This is a genomic window from Diplocloster modestus (assembly GCF_019042245.1).
In the GTDB taxonomy this organism is placed as follows: domain Bacteria; phylum Bacillota; class Clostridia; order Lachnospirales; family Lachnospiraceae; genus Diplocloster; species Diplocloster modestus.
This window is the reverse complement of the sequence record NZ_JAHQCX010000024.1, coordinates 16,014-32,920: the sequence shown is the minus strand read 5'-3', so window position 1 is coordinate 32,920 and position 16,907 is coordinate 16,014. Positions and strand designations below refer to the sequence as shown.

General features: G+C 47.8%; 16 protein-coding genes. 15 read left to right on the top strand and 1 reads right to left on the bottom strand.

The window, feature by feature from the left end; translation table 11 throughout:
- The first annotated feature begins 51 nt into the window (after window positions 1-51).
- The 10 genes from KTH90_RS22755 (at window position 52) to KTH90_RS22710 (ending at window position 9,940) form a co-directional block, all read left to right on the top strand.
- Window positions 52-561 carry a DedA family protein gene (locus tag KTH90_RS22755; protein WP_158352273.1) on the top strand — a complete coding sequence of 170 codons (510 nt, stop codon included), beginning with the start codon at window positions 52-54 and terminating at the stop codon, window positions 559-561.
- Window positions 562-637: 76 nt separating this feature from the next.
- The gene (locus tag KTH90_RS22750; protein WP_158352272.1) at window positions 638-1,888 is read left to right on the top strand and encodes a glycosyltransferase; all 1,251 of its coding nucleotides are present in this window, start codon (window positions 638-640) and stop codon (window positions 1,886-1,888) included.
- Window positions 1,869-2,591: a lysophospholipid acyltransferase family protein gene (locus KTH90_RS22745; RefSeq protein ID WP_158352271.1), complete on the top strand. Its 723-nt coding sequence runs from the start codon at window positions 1,869-1,871 to the stop codon at window positions 2,589-2,591. The genes KTH90_RS22750 and KTH90_RS22745 overlap by 20 nt, the downstream gene beginning before the upstream one ends.
- Window positions 2,592-2,641: 50 nt before the next feature.
- Window positions 2,642-3,355, top strand: coding sequence for a response regulator transcription factor (locus KTH90_RS22740; RefSeq protein WP_158352326.1), 714 nt, complete (start codon window positions 2,642-2,644; stop codon window positions 3,353-3,355).
- Window positions 3,324-5,525: a histidine kinase dimerization/phospho-acceptor domain-containing protein gene (locus tag KTH90_RS22735; RefSeq protein WP_158352270.1), complete on the top strand. Its 2,202-nt coding sequence runs from the start codon at window positions 3,324-3,326 to the stop codon at window positions 5,523-5,525. The genes KTH90_RS22740 and KTH90_RS22735 overlap by 32 nt, the downstream gene beginning before the upstream one ends.
- 403 nt (window positions 5,526-5,928) lie before the next feature.
- Window positions 5,929-6,717: an N-acetylmuramoyl-L-alanine amidase gene (locus tag KTH90_RS22730; RefSeq protein WP_158352269.1), complete on the top strand. Its 789-nt coding sequence runs from the start codon at window positions 5,929-5,931 to the stop codon at window positions 6,715-6,717.
- 307 nt (window positions 6,718-7,024) lie between these two features.
- Window positions 7,025-7,681: a hypothetical protein gene (locus KTH90_RS22725; RefSeq protein ID WP_158352268.1), complete on the top strand. Its 657-nt coding sequence runs from the start codon at window positions 7,025-7,027 to the stop codon at window positions 7,679-7,681.
- Window positions 7,678-8,382, top strand: a complete 705-nt coding sequence (locus KTH90_RS22720; protein ID WP_158352267.1) for a hypothetical protein — start codon at window positions 7,678-7,680, stop codon at window positions 8,380-8,382. Before KTH90_RS22725 ends, KTH90_RS22720 begins: the two co-directional genes overlap by 4 nt.
- Entirely contained in the window at window positions 8,375-9,226 is an 852-nt protein-coding gene (locus tag KTH90_RS22715) for a hypothetical protein (protein ID WP_158352266.1), read from the top strand. Before KTH90_RS22720 ends, KTH90_RS22715 begins: the two co-directional genes overlap by 8 nt.
- Before the next feature lie 123 nt (window positions 9,227-9,349).
- A complete protein-coding gene (locus KTH90_RS22710) occupies window positions 9,350-9,940 on the top strand; it encodes a sigma-70 domain-containing protein (protein ID WP_158352265.1) in 591 nt (196 codons plus the stop codon).
- 119 nt (window positions 9,941-10,059) lie between these two features.
- On the opposite strand, the gene KTH90_RS22705 is transcribed toward KTH90_RS22710, so the two are convergent.
- Complete coding sequence (locus tag KTH90_RS22705; RefSeq protein ID WP_158352264.1) at window positions 10,060-11,337, bottom strand: HlyC/CorC family transporter; 1,278 nt, start codon at window positions 11,335-11,337, stop codon at window positions 10,060-10,062.
- Window positions 11,338-11,540: 203 nt separating this feature from the next.
- On the opposite strand from KTH90_RS22705, the gene KTH90_RS22700 reads away from it, so the two are divergent.
- The 5 genes from KTH90_RS22700 to KTH90_RS22680 all read left to right on the top strand — a co-directional run bounded on the left by KTH90_RS22700 (window position 11,541) and on the right by KTH90_RS22680 (window position 16,833).
- Window positions 11,541-11,915: a TIGR04086 family membrane protein gene (locus KTH90_RS22700; protein WP_158352263.1), complete on the top strand. Its 375-nt coding sequence runs from the start codon at window positions 11,541-11,543 to the stop codon at window positions 11,913-11,915.
- Between the two features lie 242 nt (window positions 11,916-12,157).
- Window positions 12,158-13,276: a BMP family ABC transporter substrate-binding protein gene (locus KTH90_RS22695; protein ID WP_238727517.1), complete on the top strand. Its 1,119-nt coding sequence runs from the start codon at window positions 12,158-12,160 to the stop codon at window positions 13,274-13,276.
- Window positions 13,242-14,876, top strand: coding sequence for an ABC transporter ATP-binding protein (locus KTH90_RS22690; RefSeq protein WP_330656165.1), 1,635 nt, complete (start codon window positions 13,242-13,244; stop codon window positions 14,874-14,876). Before KTH90_RS22695 ends, KTH90_RS22690 begins: the two co-directional genes overlap by 35 nt.
- A 20-nt stretch (window positions 14,877-14,896) precedes the next feature.
- On the top strand, window positions 14,897-15,973 hold the full coding sequence (locus KTH90_RS22685; RefSeq protein ID WP_238727516.1) for an ABC transporter permease: 1,077 nt from the start codon (window positions 14,897-14,899) through the stop codon (window positions 15,971-15,973).
- Entirely contained in the window at window positions 15,970-16,833 is an 864-nt protein-coding gene (locus KTH90_RS22680; RefSeq protein WP_158352261.1) for an ABC transporter permease, read from the top strand. Before KTH90_RS22685 ends, KTH90_RS22680 begins: the two co-directional genes overlap by 4 nt.
- Window positions 16,834-16,907 lie beyond the last annotated feature (74 nt).

Sequence of the window (16,907 nt, the reverse complement as noted above, 5' to 3'; positions counted from 1 at the left end):
AGGTACATCACAAAGAGAGAGCCTGATTGGAATTATGAGGAGGAAATACGGATGGGAATGGAAATGTTTACGCAGTACTTTGTGCAGTATGGAGCGATAGCGATATTTGTGATCGTTCTGCTGGAATATATGAATATGCCGGGATTTCCGGCCGGGATTATTATGCCGCTGGCAGGTGTGTGGGCCAAGGGAGGGGGAATCAGTTTCGTGATGACGATCCTTCTGACGGTGTCGGCGGGATTAGTCGGAAGCTGGATCCTGTATGGTTTGGGGAGACTGGGAGGAGATTTCTTTTTAGGTAAATTTCTGAAGAAGTTCCCAAAGCATGAAGAAGCGATTCATAAGAATTTTGATATGTTGAGACGAAAGGGCAGTATTGGAGTATTTATCAGTAAGCTGCTTCCGATGGTCCGGACTTTGATCTCTATTCCGGCCGGAGTACTGAAAATGGATTTTGTGAAATATACGGTGGCTTCCCTGCTGGGAGTATTTGTATGGAACTTCTTTTTCGTAGGCGCCGGTTATCTTATGGGTGACGCTGTATTTAAGATTTTATCATAAGGGGGGGATTCGAGGCTGAACATAAGATGTTCACCCATCCCTATATGTGCGGGAGAACGCATGTAAGGAGGAAAACATGAGAATAGCGATGCTGACAAACAATTATAAACCTTTTATCGGGGGAGTCCCTATTTCGATCGAACGTCTGGCCCAGGGCTTGAGAGAGCTGGGGCATGTGGTGTATATTTTTGCTCCGTCTTATGAAAATCAGGAGGAAGAGCCCTATGTGATCCGCTATAAGTCCTGCAAAAAGCAAATGGACGGCGGCATGCATATTCCCAATATCTTTGACCGGGAGATTGAGGATCAGTTCCGGCTGCTGCAGTTTGATGTGATCCATGTGCATCATCCCATGCTGATCGGATATACGGCCCTTTATCTCGGGAAAAAATACAAAATACCCGTGACGTTTACTTATCACACCAGATATGAACAGTACCTGCATTACCTGAAGCCCTACGGGAAACTGATGCAGCGCTACCGGCAGGAACGGTTCGAAAGCCTGAGAAAAGTGGAAGAGAAAGTGTTTTATTACAGTACACAGGTGGTTATGCCTGGTTATACCAAATGGTTCGCCAACCAGTGTGATCTGGTATTCGCACCGACGCCTATGATGCAGGATTATCTGCTGGAACAGGGGACGGACACAAAGGTCCAGGTCCTGCCGACAGGACTTAACCGGTCCTATTTTGACAATGATGAGAAAATCAGCCGGGGACTGCGAAATAAGCTGGGTGGCGGAAAACCTTACGTGTTCTGCACCATCGCGAGACTGGCGAAAGAAAAGAATCTGGATTTCCTGATGGATACCATGTATGATCTGAAAAAACGGTTTGGCAGCCAGTTCCGCCTGCTGGTTATGGGAGACGGGCCGGAACGGGAACACCTGCAGAAACGGATCGGTGAGCTGGGGCTTATGGATCAGGTACTATTACTGGGGAATATCCCCAATGATCAGATCAAATATTACTGTAAGGCATGTGATTTATTCCTGTTTGCTTCCAAATCCGAGACGCAGGGAATCGTGCTGCTGGAAGCGATGGCGGCCCAAGTTCCCGTAATTGCAGTAAAAGCTTCCGGAGTGGTGGATGTGGTTAAGAATGGAAGGAATGGATATATGGTTTCGGAAAACAGGGAAGAGATGGTGGATAGAATCTGCCGGGCTTTGGAAAATCCGGTGCTTTATACCCAGCTGTCGCAGGGCGCACAAGAAACTGCATGGGAATATTTGAATACAAATATTGCCCGCCGGGCGGAGGCAGGATACCAGGATGCGATCGCCTGCAATATGAGAAGGGGGTATCGTCATGCAATGGCAAACGATTAAACATAAAATTTTAAATCATCTGTTTGGCTCTTATCTGAAACTGATCGAACGCACCTGCCGGGTCCGGTTTGTCAATGAGAGCTGTGTAAGCTTTGGGCATATCATTGGTTTTTGGCACGGAGACAGTTTTTTGATGAATTTGGTTTTGAAAAATTTTGCGAAGCAGGAGGCGGATATAGAAGTAATCGTAACGGCTGATGAACGGGGAGACTATATTGAACATCAGATCAAGAAATTCGGGGCCGGGACTTTGAGAATGCCGGATGGATTCCGGATGAAGCCTTTTTTGAAAGACCTGATGAGGGAGAGTGAAAAGCCTAATACCATTATGGCGGTTTCCCTGGACGGACCTTTAGGGCCCCGCTGCGAACCCAAGAAGCTGGCATTTATGCTGGCGGAGAATGGACAGAAGAATTTTATCGGAATCAGGATCGTGCCTTCCCGTGCGATTCGTCTGACAAAGCGCTGGGACCATTACGTGATACCGCTTCCGTTTACCAGCATTACAGTTACAATGGACGATTTTGGAATGATTACAAAACAGGATCTGAAAGAATTCGGAGAATATAGGGAATATGTCAGGGAGCGGTTAGTTCCGAGAGAAATTACGGCAGAAGAAGGAAACGCTCAAGTGGATACAAAAGAAGACCTCTTAAATGTCTGTGCGGCCGGTTCTTTGCAGAACGCCAAAAGCGTGTTATAATGGCGAATGAAACAAAATTCGCTATGGAACAGCTGGAGGTTAAGGAAAAAATGGACGCATATCACGTATTGATAGTGGAAGATGATCAGGAAATCCGCGATGGAATCGAAATCTATCTGAAAAGCCAGGGCTATGAGGTATATAAGGCAGCCGATGGAGTGGAAGGCCTGGAAGTGATTGAGAATCATGAGATACATCTGGCGATCGTAGACATCATGATGCCGAGAATGGACGGTGTGACGATGGTCATGAAACTGCGTCAGATCCATGATTTTCCGGTGATCATGCTGTCCGCAAAGTCGGAAGAAGTGGATAAGATCATGGGGCTTAACATGGGAGCGGATGATTACGTAACAAAACCGTTCACACCGCTGGAGCTGCTGGCCCGTGTAAATTCCCACCTGCGCCGCTATTCGAAATACCTGGAAGCTCTGGGCGGTACAAAGCAGGAACCAAGTGAGCATGTATATACAATCGGAGGATTGGAACTGAACGAGGATACGGTGGAAGTTACCGTGGATGGAGTGGCGATTAAGACGACTCCGATTGAATTTAAAATATTGCAACTGTTAATGAAGAATCCCGGACGGGTGTTTTCGGCGGAAGAAATCTATGAACGCGTGTGGAATGAACGGGCAATCAATACCGATACCATTATGGTCCATGTGCGTAATATCCGTGAAAAAATCGAAATCAACCCTAAGGAACCCAAATATTTAAAGGTGGTGTGGGGTGTTGGATACAAAATTGAAAAACAATCATAAATTAGGAATTATACTGATCATCCTGACGATCCTGATCCCGGCGATCGCGATCGTAGCCCTGTATCCGGTGGCAAAATCACAGGCAAACCGGTATCAGGAAACGCATCGGGATGATTATGAAGAGACGTACTCGGCGGAAGATTATGTGGGATATGACTATATCGACCGGCTCTATAACAGCAGTTACGTACTGTACCTGGATCTGCAGAAAAAACAGGGAAACGTGGATTCAGCGGTGGACCTGTTTGTGCCGAATCTGACGGATTATTATGGAAGCTCTACAGAGGAATACGCCTCCGTCCGGTCCCGGATCAACGAGATGCTGGAGGAATACCGCAGCAGTCTGGTAGGACTGATGGATACGGTGGATTACTATGCGGTCGACAAACTGTCAAAGAATACGGAGACAAACACAGTAAATGATCTGTCTAAGCTGTTGACCGGCTCCACGGTGGATATAGAGAAAATAAAAGAATTGTACGACGGCTATATTATTCTGGATTTTGATGAAAACGGCGATATTTCCGTACTCGGGACTCATGAAATCGACCGGGAAAGCACTTATCGGGAGATCCAGGAAAAACGCCATGAAAATGCATATTCTAATTTTTATGGGGACAGCGGATCGGGAATCGAATTGGCGTCTCCGAAAAATATGCAGGTCGTATACGCAATTAAGTTACCGATGATATACAGTGCGGATAACAATAATCAGTGGTGGCAGCAGTACTCGATTTACAACAATATCGGTTACGGCTGGCTGATGCTGATCGTGCTGGCGGTCATCGGGGCAATTGCCATCCTGCTGCCGCGGATAAAGAAGCTGGGAGTGGGAAATGAAAAGATATTCCGTGTGCCCATGGAATTTGGAATCATCGGTATTTGCATTGTATTAAACCTTTATACCGGTCTGATCAGTATGATGATCGACGTCAATATGGGATACGCGCAGGCCGCTCTTTCAGATGCCGGATTCGCGTACAGCTTAAGTGAAGGGATACCCTATGCCTATAATATCCTTGGATGGGCAGCGGCATTCGCTCTCTGGTACTGGTCCGTCACCATCTTACAGCCGCTGTTTACACTGGGATTGCGGCGCTATATTAAGGAACGCAGCTTTATTTACAGGATCTTCCCGTTTATCAAAAGACAGACGAAACGATTCTTTGCCTTTGTGGCAGACGTGGATCTGACGGAACACATGAACAAGACGATCTGGAAGATCGTATTGATTAACTTTGTAGTGGTAACGATCATCTGCTGTATGTGGTTCTTCGGAATCTTCGGAGTTATCGTCTATTCGGTTATCCTGTTTGTCTCCCTGCGCAAATATTTCAGCAGGTTAAGAGATCAGTACAAGACGCTGCTCCAGGCCACGAACCAGCTGGCGGAAGGCAATCTGGACATAGAGATCAACGAGGACTTAGGCTTATTCAATCCCTTTAAAGGAGAACTGCAGAAGATCCAGTCAGGCTTCAAAAAAGCGGTGGACGAAGAGGTCAAAAGCCAGAACATGAAGACAGAGCTCATCACGAATGTCTCCCACGACCTGAAGACTCCTTTGACCGCCATCATCACTTATGTCGATCTGCTGAAAGATGAAAATATAACACCGGAAGAGCGCCAGTCCTATATCAACACTCTGGATAAGAAATCCCAGCGCCTGAAGGTTTTGATTGAAGACCTCTTCGAGGTCAGCAAAGCGACGACCAAAAATGTAACTCTGAACATCATAGAGGTAGACATTGTCAACTTATTAAAGCAGGTAAAATTCGAACTCGAAGAAAAGATCCAATCCTCCACCCTGGACTTCCGCTGGAATCTGCCGGAAGAAAAGGTAATCCTGGGCCTGGATTCCCAAAAGACCTACCGTGTCTTTGAAAACCTGATCAACAACATTTTAAAATACTCCATGCCGAACAGCCGAGTATACATCGACGTCAAAAAAGCCGGTGAACATGTACAGATCACAATGAAAAACGTCTCTGCCACCGAATTGAATTTCGACCCGGAAGAGATCACCGAACGTTTCGTGCGGGGAGACCTGTCCCGAAACACAGAGGGCAGCGGACTCGGACTTGCGATCGCAAAAAGCTTTGTAGAGCTCCAGAACGGCAGCTTTACGATCGATATCGACGGGGATCTGTTTAAGGTAACGCTGACCTGGTAGGCGAAAGACCGCGTTTTCTTTGGGCATTCATGGATTTATAAGTTACTAAGGGCCGGGATGAGAGGGAAAGGGGGGCCCGATCGGAACCGGGCGGCAAATCTCGTGGGACCAAATCACTTCGGCCGGACCTAAGAACGGCTAACTCTGCAAACAGGAGAACTTCTTATTAGCAGGACCTGGAACAAACTCGCCAAAGAGCGGCTCGAACAGTGTTCCAGGCCCTGCCAATAAGAGGTTCTCCCACCTTTGGAGTTAGCCGTTCTTAGGTCCGGCCGAAGTGATTTGGCTCCGCGAGATTTGCCGCCCGGCGCCCAAAGGCACCCCCCGGCCCTGAAAGCCCGGCCCCCAGTCAAATCCCCCCATTTATTCACCAAACCCCGCTTCCCAGCATAAACTAGACTATATGAGTATAGATATATGGGAGGAAAGCAGATTGGCGAAAGTCGTAATTGATGCCGGACATGGCGGCAGCAACCCCGGGGCAACCTACCAAGGCAGGCAGGAAAAAACGGATGCGCTGAATCTTGCCCTGGCCGTAGGAAAAATCCTGGAAGATCACGGTGTAGATGTGGTATATACAAGGACAGAGGATATTACCCAAAGTCCGGGTCAGAAGGCGCGGATTGCGAACCAGGTGGGGGCGGATTTTTTTGTCTCCATACATCGCAATTCCAGCCCCAACCCGAATCAATATGAGGGGATTGAGACGCTGGTCTATGACGACACAGGGATAAAGGCGCAGATGGCCCGGAATATTAACCGGGAGCTGAGTCAGCTGGGATTTCGGAACATAGGGGTCAGTGAGCGGCCGAATCTGATCGTGCTGAACAGCACACAGATGCCGTCTCTGCTGGTGGAAGCCGGGTTTATTAATAACGATAAAGACAATGCGATTTTTGATGCCCAGTTTGACCGGCTGGCGCAGGCCATTGCCGATGGGATATTACAGACACTTCCGCCCGAGGAGATTTCGGTGCCCAGGTATTACCGGGTGCAGGTTGGTATTTTCCAGAACCGGAACAATGCGGAGAATCTGCTGGACCGGCTGCAGATGGAAGGATATCCTGCCTTTATGATTCAGGAGGGAGAAAACTATATCGTCCAGGTGGGCGCATTTTCACAGCTGGATAATGCAGTTAAGATGGAAAACAGACTTCGCAATGCGGGATACAGCACGCTGATTACGCTGTGATTGTGATTGTCGAAATTAGTCGATGGTGTCGAAAAGCAACTGTCGACTAATTTTTTTGACAAATTTCGTGAAATGTATTTACAAAACAACAAAAATTGTATATGATAGTTACATCTAAAGTGTCTTGCTAAAGTCTTTCAATGATTCCCAATGCAAACTTAATATGAAGACCAGGGTTCTGCTATAACAAGGTGATTCTGTGCAGTCAGAAGAGCTTCTATTTTGCTGCCGACCGGTATACCGGCCGGGTTCCATCCGTGCTGTCTGTTGGGCAAAGTGGAATAAAATTAGTAGAGGGGGGATTTTTGTGCTTATTACAAAGAAAATAGGCTTTCTTGGTGTTCAAAAACATGATATGTGTATTTATCTCGGACGTGTGATCCATCATTTGGGACATCGGGTGTTAACTGTGGATAACTCTGCGGAGCAGCAGCTGAAATATTGTATTCCCATGCCGGAACTGCCCGGTCAGAGTTTTGTACTGCAAGGTGTGGAATATGGTTTTCAGATGCCCTTGGATCACGTTGATATTTCGGGATATGACTATGTGTTTGAGGACCTGGGAAAGTGGAGCCCTGGGCAGCAGACCGGATATGATGAGATCTATCTGGTGACGGATCCACAGGTAATGAATATGGAAAAGTGCAGATACCTTTTGCAGAAATTGCAGAATCCGGTAAATCTTGTTATCAGAGATATGTGTGCGCATCAAATACAAGATGAACGTGTAAGGCATTTCTTTGAACAGGAGAAAACAAAAATAAGGAATCTGTATATGATTGATCAGGACATATTAGATTATGAATATCGGATACAAATGCAGTATGAGACATGCCGGGAATTCCATGAGATATCAGCCGGTATGGAGAAGACGATTATGCGCATGGCGCAGAATATCACAGCGCGAAGCTGGATGGATATTATGTATGCCTATCGCGCCGCGAAGGAGGGGAGAGCTGTTTGATCATTGTTTTCTGGAGTCCGGTTCCGGATATACCAGCAGGTGATAATATGTTGTGCATCGGGATGCTGGCAGCCATCCGCTTTGGAAAAAAGGTATGCCTGATTCAGAAAGACCAGGCAGATCCGGCGGGACTTACAAAAGAGGTTCTTTTGAAGTCCGTGTGGAAAGACAGGATTTTCTATCCTGGCATTGCCGCTGAATTTGAAAAAAAGACGACAGACAGGGAGAAAATTGGCAGATTCGTTCGTCCGGACATCTGTTTACAGGGTCTTAGACAGATTGAAGAAAGGGTAGGTCTGGTATTTTTGGATGCCGGATCCGGACAGGATAACAGGCTTGAGCGGATCTTCCAGGCGGCAGATGTCATCATTGTAAATCTTTGGCAAAACAACAATGCCCTGGACTGGTTTTTTAAATGTAGACAGATTTATTCGCACAAATATCTGTATGTATGGGATCACTATGATAAGGATTCCAATTGTAACGCCAGCTATATACATAATATTTACAGGGTCGGCCGGGATCAGTTTGGCGTAGTTCCCTGTAATCCGGAATTTGAAAAAGCGTTGTCTGAACGCAATGTTCTGGGATTTTTACTCAATAACCGTGGTGGCGGTCAAAACTGCAGAAATGATCTTTTTATGGAGGAAGTTTTAAAAACTACCCAGATGGTATTGAGAAAGGCAGGTATTATTGAGTAATCAGATACGTACGAATCAGGATGTTATGAATATGGAGATGCTGAAGGAGGGGATTAGCCATAGAATTCATGAGTTTCTGGTAACAAAAAGTGAGGATGGGAATCCTGAAGATTTGAAGAATAAGATGACGGAAGACTTTAAGATAATGCTTCGTATGGCGCTAAGGGAATGCGGGGGTGGAAATACACAGGCAAAAAATCTGATCAGGGAATTCATAAGGAAGATTCTTTTAGATGATTATCAAATCAGATCGGACGCGATCGATAATCTTATTTTGTTTCATGATCCGGCGGATTTAACGGTATTGGACCGTTTTGAAATTCTGCTTTATCAGTACCGCCTGAAATTCGGGACAGACGGATTGGAAAAATTGCTCTGCCGCTGTAACCCAAGGCACCATGACCACCAAGGAAAAGAAATGTTTGATATTGCCGCTCAGGATATTAACGCTCTTTTTTTCAGGGAAAGCGAGCAGCCGGACTATCTGGATAAGCTGGGGATCTTGACACAGCGTATCTTCGAAGAAAGTCTGGGATGCGGCTGCGTGGATTTACTATGGGATATGCGGCTGTCCGTACTGATGGCTGGTGCGGCCCCGGGGGAAAGCAAAATCAGTGTCTGGGTGGAAATAGAAGACCGGACTTTCCGGTTATCTTTTCTTCAAATGGAAGCAGAGGAACTGGAGAAAATATGCAGAAGGATAATAAAGAGCATGAAAGACGAAAGCGGGAGACTTAAGAAGGAACTTCCAGATCACACAAGTGTAACGGTAAAGGGGCCGCCGACGACAGAAGACTGGATGTTTTTCATCCACAGACCAGATAACTTCTTGTCAGAAAAATAGCAGTGTGGTATCCTATAGATTATTGAACAGCGAATACTGCGGGCCCGCCCGCAGGGCATGTATTATGGGATGCTGTAAAGAATTCATAATAAACTTTTGTAAGATGAAGTGAGGTAAAGGATAATGACATCGGAAGATAGGCAAACCACATTGCGGTTAAGTGAAGAGGAGGAAAATTTCTGCCGCTCGTACCGGGAGGACCTGGACTCAATACAACCGGAAAAACCCGGGGAAAAGCAGGCACTCTTTGCCAAACTGGCTCAGGGAGATACGCTGGCAAAGGGCAGGCTTACGGAGTTATATCTGAACACTGTCTTTGAGACAGCCATGGAATATGCCACTCAGGGTGTGCTGTTGAATGACCTGGTACAGGAGGGGAACATCGCGTTGATGGTTTCCCTGGAATCGCTGGATTTAGGGGCCGCCGACTGGGAAGAGCAGGTGTGCGCGGCAATACGCGGTTCCATGCAGGAAGCGTTGGAAGAGCAGGAACTTTTCAAAAGCGCGAATGATACCGTAGTTACCAAAGTAAACCTGATCAGTCAGGGGGTCAGCAATCTGACAGAAGAACTGGAACGCAAAGTCACGGTAGAAGAATTAGCGGCTTATCTGAATATGCCGGAAAACGAAGTGGCGGATATCCTGAGGCTGGCCGGAGAGGGGATCGAAGTAGAGGGACACCATGGGCATGACCATCACCATGCAGGCTGCTGATTTACTGTTGAGCAACGATTTTTGACAAAATTTAAGTATACTTTTAAGATAGCGGCGATTCACTGATAAAGTGAAACGCCGCTATCTTATACAATAAGAAAAAATCCTATTTGCTCTGATTATTCATTCATAGCATCGGTATCCTCAGGTGCAGGAAGATAGATGTGTACTTTATCGATCCGGTTTTTGTCCACGGCATCGACACACAGGCGGATCCCGTTCTCTGTGCTGACCGATTCACCTGTCTTGGGGAGATGATCCAGCTGTTCGATGATAAAGCCGCCGATGGAGTCATAATCCTCAGAATCCAGGCCCAGATGCAGTACGTCTTCCAGATCATCCAGCTTCATATGACCGTCTACCACATATTCCGTATCGCTGATCATCTGCAGCGCGTCCTCCTCGTCCATATCGTATTCATCCCGGATTTCCCCAACGATTTCCTCCAGCAGATCTTCCAGCGTGATCAGGCCTGCCGTGGCCCCGTATTCGTCCAGAACGATGGTTACGTTTTTGGACGAATTCCGCATTTCCAGCAGCAGCTCAGAAGTTTTCTTATATTCATAGGTATAATAGGGTTCCCTCAATAATTCCCGGATATGGAAATGTTCCTTGTCACAGAGCAGAAGATCCTTCACATTCAAAATTCCGATCACATCATCCGTATTTTCCTCGTAGACCGGTAATCGGGTGTACAAGTCCTCCCGGAAGGTATCGATAATTTCCTTATATGTGCTGTTTACATCGACAGCGGTAACATCGATCCTGGGAATCATGACATCTTTCGCGAATGAATCTCCGAAATCAAATACATTGTGGATCATCTGGTGTTCTTCCGTCTCAATTACGCCGTCCTCATGGCTGACATCCACAATGGTGCGCAGCTCTGTCTCCGTCATCGTATTATTCCTGGAATTGGGATCGATCCGTAATAACAGCAAAAATCCCAGCGCCAGTCTGTTAACAATAAAAATAACCGGTGTCAGCAGTTTCATCAGCAGATAAATGACTCCGGAATAGGCCAGGGACAGATTCTCGGCGAAGATCGTTGCCAGAGTCTTCGGGGAGATCTCGCCAAATACCAGGATTAGCAGGGTCAGAATACCCGTCGCCAGTCCTGCGCCGGCGTTTCCCCATAGCCTGGTGGCTAATAATGTAGCCATGGAAGACGCGGAAAGATTGACAATGTTATTTCCGATTAAAACGGCACTCAGCATCTTACCGGAATCTTCCGTTATTTTTAACACCCGGACCGCCCGTTTATCGCCCTCCTCGGCCAGAGTACGGATGCGGATTTTGTTGACAGTGGTAAGCGCTGTCTCTGCCGATGAAAAGAATGCGGACAGCATAAGCAATAATAGCAGGATTACGAGCTGTATCGCGTCACTTGAATCCAATGATTCTCAACTCCTCTTAAAGATTACAATTAATAACATCTATTCCAAAATATACATTATTTTCGGACAGATTGCAAGTTATAGTCATAGTTCTGGGAAACAGGCAATATATTATGTAATGTAGGGAGGGGTAGAAGGCTGAACAAAAAGACGTTCACCATACCTGAATTTATAGCGCAGTAATTGCGCTGCAGGAGGGAAGCATGGAAAAAAACGTGAAAAAAGAAGTCAAGGTCATGACCATAATTAAAATCTTGTTTGTTTCCTATATTATAACAGGAATTCTATTATTGATTCTGGCGCTGCTGCTATACAAATTAGATCTGGGAGAAAATCAGGTGAATATCGGTGTGATCGCGATCTATCTGATCTCCTGTTTCGCCGGAGGATTCATCGCGGGAAAAAGAACCGGAAGCAGAAAATTCCTCTGGGGAATGGTGGTTGGCGGAGCATATTTTGCGATTCTGACGATCATAACTCTTGCATTGAATCATACGCTGCAGGGGGAGATCGGAAATTTCTTTACCACATTGGTTCTGTGTATGGCCGGCGGAACACTGGGCGGAATGCTGAGCTGACCGTGCCACAAGCTGCACTTTGCTTTACATAAGTGTGCCAAAAGGGTGATCCCTCTGGCTGTCTCCACAATAAACGGCGCTATGCTGCCCCTGGCGGGTGCATAGCGCCTTTTAAATGGACGAAGTCAAGATTGTTCTATGGTATAATAAAATCGTTTATTTCATTTTGAAGTGTGTTTTTTTATAATGGGATTATCAAGATTGCAATCGGAGATAGAGGAATACAAAAAGGAGAAGATAGCGTGAAGAAAAAAATATGGAGATATTTTGTGGTATTGGGAGTTATTGCGGGGATGCTGCTGCCGGTGGCCGGTTGTGGGAAAGAGGGACAGGCAGGCGATGTCTCAACGGCTGATCAGGGAAATAGCGGCGGCCCAGTTGGAAATGGGCAGACGGATGTAAAATTCGGACTGATTCTTCCGACAGAAGGCCTGGGGGACAAGAATTTCTGTGATATGGGTTATGAAGGCCTTTTAATGGCGCAAAAGGATTTTGGGATCGAATTCACTTACGCGGAGCCAAAATCAGTGAGTGATTATGAGGCGGCTTTTCGGATGTACGCAGAGAGCGGTGAGTATGAACTGATACTGGGGCTGGGATCCGGACAAAGCGATGCGATGACTGCGGTAGCCAGTGAGTTCCCGGACCAGAAATTCGGAATTGTGGATTCTCAGGTCGATATGAGTAACGTGAGCTGTTATTCTACGAAATGGCCGGAGCAGACTTTTCTTTGCGGTGTCCTGGCAGGACTGGGAACCCTGGACGACCGGTTCGAGAAAGCAAATGAGGAGAATGTGGTGGGAGCCATTCTGGGAGCCGACTATCCAAGTCTGCGGTCCGGCGTGGTGGGATTTGAGGCGGGGGTAAGATACGTGAATCCCGACTGTGAAGTCCTTTCGGCTGTGGTGGGAGATTTTAATGACCCGGCTAAGGGAAAAGAAGTCTCTTTATCGATGTATAAAAGAGGCGCTGATTTTATCCAGCAAATTGCCGGCGCTACTGGACTTGGCTTGTTCAGTGCGGCGAAAGAGGCGGACAGGTACGCCATCGGCGTGGGGAAAAGCCAAAGTTATATTGAGCCGGATTATATTATAGCGACTTCGGTGGGGAACGTACATCTGATGATTTATAATGAGATCAAAACCACACTGGACGGCACCTGGGAACCCGGCGTTCATAACTGGGGGATTAAAGAGGACGCGGTAGGATTTTCCAATGAGGACTCGAATATCACGATACCGGAAGACGTTCTGGCCGTTATTGAAGAGATTAAGGGAAAAGTGTCCAGCGGGGAATTAATCCCTCCTTCTACGGAGGAAGAATTGGATGAATGGCTTACCCAGCATCAATACTCAAAATAAAAACGGATTAGAGATAGACGGAGAACAGGAGGGGACTGTCGGTGTGCGGCAGTCCATCTTTATAAGCTTTTTACGGAAAGGAGCAGGACAAATGGGAGAAGATGCCGTATCTATGAGGGGAATCTCCAAACGTTTTGGAAGTGTGACTGCGGTTGACCGGACGGATTTTCATATAAAAAGAGGCGAAATCCATGTGCTGCTGGGAGAAAACGGAGCGGGAAAAACGACATTAATGAAAATGTTATATGGAATGATCCAACCGGATGAAGGTGAAATATTTATGAATGGCAGCCTGGCCAGAATCCGATCTCCCAAAGATGCCATAAGTTATGGCATCAACATGGTACACCAGCATTTTATGCTGGCCGGTTACCTGACTGTTGCGGAGAATGTAGTGGCCGGCCGGGAGCCGGATAACTCCAGGCTGTTCAGCTATAAGAACGCGGTTGAGACGGTAAGGCAGCTGGGCGGACAATATCATATGGAAGTGAATCCGCAGCGAAGAGTACAGGAATTATCGGTTGGGAATCAACAGCGGGTGGAAATCCTAAAGGCCCTGTACAGGGAAGCACAGATCTTGATCATGGATGAGCCCACCGCGGTTCTGACACCGCAGGAGTCGGACGAACTGTTCAGCGTCCTGCGCCGACTGCGGCAGGAAGGTAAAAGCATTATTTTAATAACGCATAAGTTAAAAGAAACGCTGAAAATAGCGGACCGTATCTCTGTCCTTCGGGATGGGAAAATCACCGCATATGGGATTGATCCTCAAAGGACCAATCAGGAAGAACTTGCCGCTTTAATGGTCGGGAGAAATGTGGAATTACATATTCAAAGGAGAAGCGAAAATATAGGAAAAACCGTCTATCAGATATCTGACCTGTCGGCCGGTGAAAACGGGGAGAAGAAGCTGGACCGGATAAATCTGTCCTTGCGCAAAGGGGAAATCCTGGGACTTGCGGGAATCGAAGGAAACGGGCAGACAGAACTGATTGAAGTACTGTGCGGTCTCAGAAAACCGGACAGGGGTTCTCTGATCCTGAACGGGACGAACATGAGCGGCCAGGCCAGGGAATTCCTTGGCAGCGGAATCGGACATATCCCGGAGGACCGTACCACCAGGGGCCTTGTGTTATCCATGAATATTGAGGAGAATCTGATGCTGGGCTATCATCATCAAAGCGAGTTTCAGAAATGGGGAATCCTGAGAAAGAAGAATAACCGGATGACGGCAGAGCGGCTGATCAAAGAGTATGGGGTGAAAGCCCGGGATGGCAGGCTTCCCGTGTCAGCCCTGTCTGGAGGAAATCAGCAAAAGGTGGTAATCGCCAGAGTGCTGCATCAGGATCCCGATGTACTGATCGCGGCCCAGCCTACCAGGGGAGTGGACGTCGGGGCGATGGAATACATACACCGCATGCTGTTGGATTTAAGGGACAAAGGAAAAGCGATCCTGCTTATATCAGCGGACCTGGATGAAATCCGAAGCCTTTCTGACCGGATCGCCGTGATCTATGAGGGCAGGATCGTGTCGGAAAATATAGCCGATGCTTACACGGAATTGGAACTGGGCCTGCTTATGGCAGGGGGAACGCAGTAAATGCGAATCTGGAGGAAAGAATGAATAGGAAAATAAAGGCAAAACACGGAATGCAGGCGTTGATTTCACTGCTTATGGCTTTCGCGGTAAGCGGGATTCTTATGGCGGTTTGCGGATATCAGCCTTTTCTGATATTCGGAGCGATCCTACACGGCGCCTTTGGTTCAAAAAGTGCAATTGTCCAGACACTGATTCAATCTACCCCGCTGATTTTTTCCGGTCTGGCTTATATATTCGCAGCCAGGGCGGGGATGTTTAACCTGGGAATGGAAGGGCAGATCTATATGGGCGGAATCGCCGCGGCGGCCATAGGAGGGATGGATCTGGGGGTACCAGCGCCTGTGCATATCGGGTTAACGCTGTGTGCAGGTATGATCGCGGGGGGATTATTCGGAGCTCTGGCTGGAGTCATGAAAGCCTGTTTCGGGGCAAATGAAGTGATCTCCACGTTGATGCTGAACTTTGTAGCGATCAATTTTACCAGCTATCTGGTCAATTATCCGCTGAAAGCTCCGGGACCGGTAGCACAGACGCAGAATGTCATGCCATCGGCTTTGCTGCCCAAGCTGTCGGCCCACAGTCAGCTGTCGGCGGCTATCCTTCTGGCTGTTTTTACGGCCTTGGCCGTGAAGTATTTTCTGGGCAGAACCGCGAAGGGATTTGATGTCACGGTAACCGGAAGTAACCAAAAAGCCGCGCAGACGGCGGGGATACGTATCCGCAGGATTCTGATTCTGGCTATGTTTGTGAGCGGCGCCATAGCCGGAATCGGAGGTGCGTGCCATATAACCGGAGTCGATCGAAGGTTTGTGGATGGTTTTTCCGCAGGATATGGTTTTGACGGGATCGCAGTCGCTGCCCTGGCATCTAACCGGCCGCTTATGGTACTGGTCTCATCTATTATATTTGGAGCGCTGCGGGCAGGCGCGCTGCGGCTGAATATGACGACCAATCTGCCTACGGATTTCATATCGGTGATACAGGCTTTGGTTGTGATATTTGTAGCGGCGCCTATGTTTGTGGAGGATCTAAAGCGCAGTGTGTATAAGCTGGCCGGAAGAACAGCCGGCAGGAGAAAGGAGGCAAAAGAACGATGAACATAGAGACAATATGGATCTCGACGATCCGGATGTCAATACCGCTGACCCTGGCCGCGACCGGCAGTATCTTCTGCGAACGCGCAGGAATTATATCTCTTGTTTTAGAAGGAATGATGCTGTCGGGAGCGTTTGCGGCTGTCTGTGGTTCTTTTTATACGGGGAGTGCGCTGGTGGGGGTATCGTGCGGCATCCTGGCCGGAGTCCTGGTCGGATTGCTGCATGGGATACTGTCCGTGCGGTACAAAGTGAATCAGGTGATCAGTGGAGTGGGGCTGAATCTGCTCATCACGGCTGTTACGACGCTGTCTATGCAGTTGCTCTGGGGAAATAGAGGTAATTCCCCACAAGTGCAGGGGATTCCGCACTTTGCCGGGGTCTTGAGCGGACAGTCAGTGATGACTTTTATTGCGTTGGCCCTGGTCGCAGGAGCCTGGTTCGTAATGAAGAAAACCCGATACGGACTGCGGCTGCGCATGACGGGGGAAAGCCCTGAGGCGGCACAGACGCTGGGGCTTCCGGTGCAACGGCTGAAATATTCCGGAGTCCTGGTCTGCGGAGCATTTTGCGGACTGGCGGGAGCTTATTTAAGCCTTGACCATCTGAATTTGTTTGTGAGGGAAATGACAGCGGGAAGGGGGTACATTGCTTATGTGGTGGCCATATTCGGCAGATATCATCCGGTGGGGGCACTACTGGGGGCTCTGGTTTTTGGATTCTTTGACGCGTTCCAGATCAGTCTTCAGGGAAACGGCCTGCCTCCGCAGCTCTTCGTGGTGCTGCCCTATGTGGTGACTATTTTAGTCATTACTTTTGCGGTAAAGAATATTCGTCAGCCGGACGGGCTGGGGAAGCTTTAGCCCATATCCTTGAAAAACTGTACATCACGGCTCAGGGAATCACGGCTCAGGGAATCACGGCTCAGGCTGGTTTG

Coding starts and splice junctions, on each gene's coding strand:
- KTH90_RS22680 (WP_158352261.1), top strand. CDS start 15,970: ATGAACATAGAGACAATATGGATCTCGACGATCCGGATGTCAATACCG.
- KTH90_RS22750 (WP_158352272.1), top strand. CDS start 638: ATGAGAATAGCGATGCTGACAAACAATTATAAACCTTTTATCGGGGGA.
- KTH90_RS22700 (WP_158352263.1), top strand. CDS start 11,541: ATGGAAAAAAACGTGAAAAAAGAAGTCAAGGTCATGACCATAATTAAA.
- KTH90_RS22685 (WP_238727516.1), top strand. CDS start 14,897: ATGAATAGGAAAATAAAGGCAAAACACGGAATGCAGGCGTTGATTTCA.
- KTH90_RS22710 (WP_158352265.1), top strand. CDS start 9,350: ATGACATCGGAAGATAGGCAAACCACATTGCGGTTAAGTGAAGAGGAG.
- KTH90_RS22740 (WP_158352326.1), top strand. CDS start 2,642: ATGGACGCATATCACGTATTGATAGTGGAAGATGATCAGGAAATCCGC.
- KTH90_RS22745 (WP_158352271.1), top strand. CDS start 1,869: ATGCAATGGCAAACGATTAAACATAAAATTTTAAATCATCTGTTTGGC.
- KTH90_RS22755 (WP_158352273.1), top strand. CDS start 52: ATGGGAATGGAAATGTTTACGCAGTACTTTGTGCAGTATGGAGCGATA.
- KTH90_RS22730 (WP_158352269.1), top strand. CDS start 5,929: ATGAGTATAGATATATGGGAGGAAAGCAGATTGGCGAAAGTCGTAATT.
- KTH90_RS22690 (WP_330656165.1), top strand. CDS start 13,242: ATGAATGGCTTACCCAGCATCAATACTCAAAATAAAAACGGATTAGAG.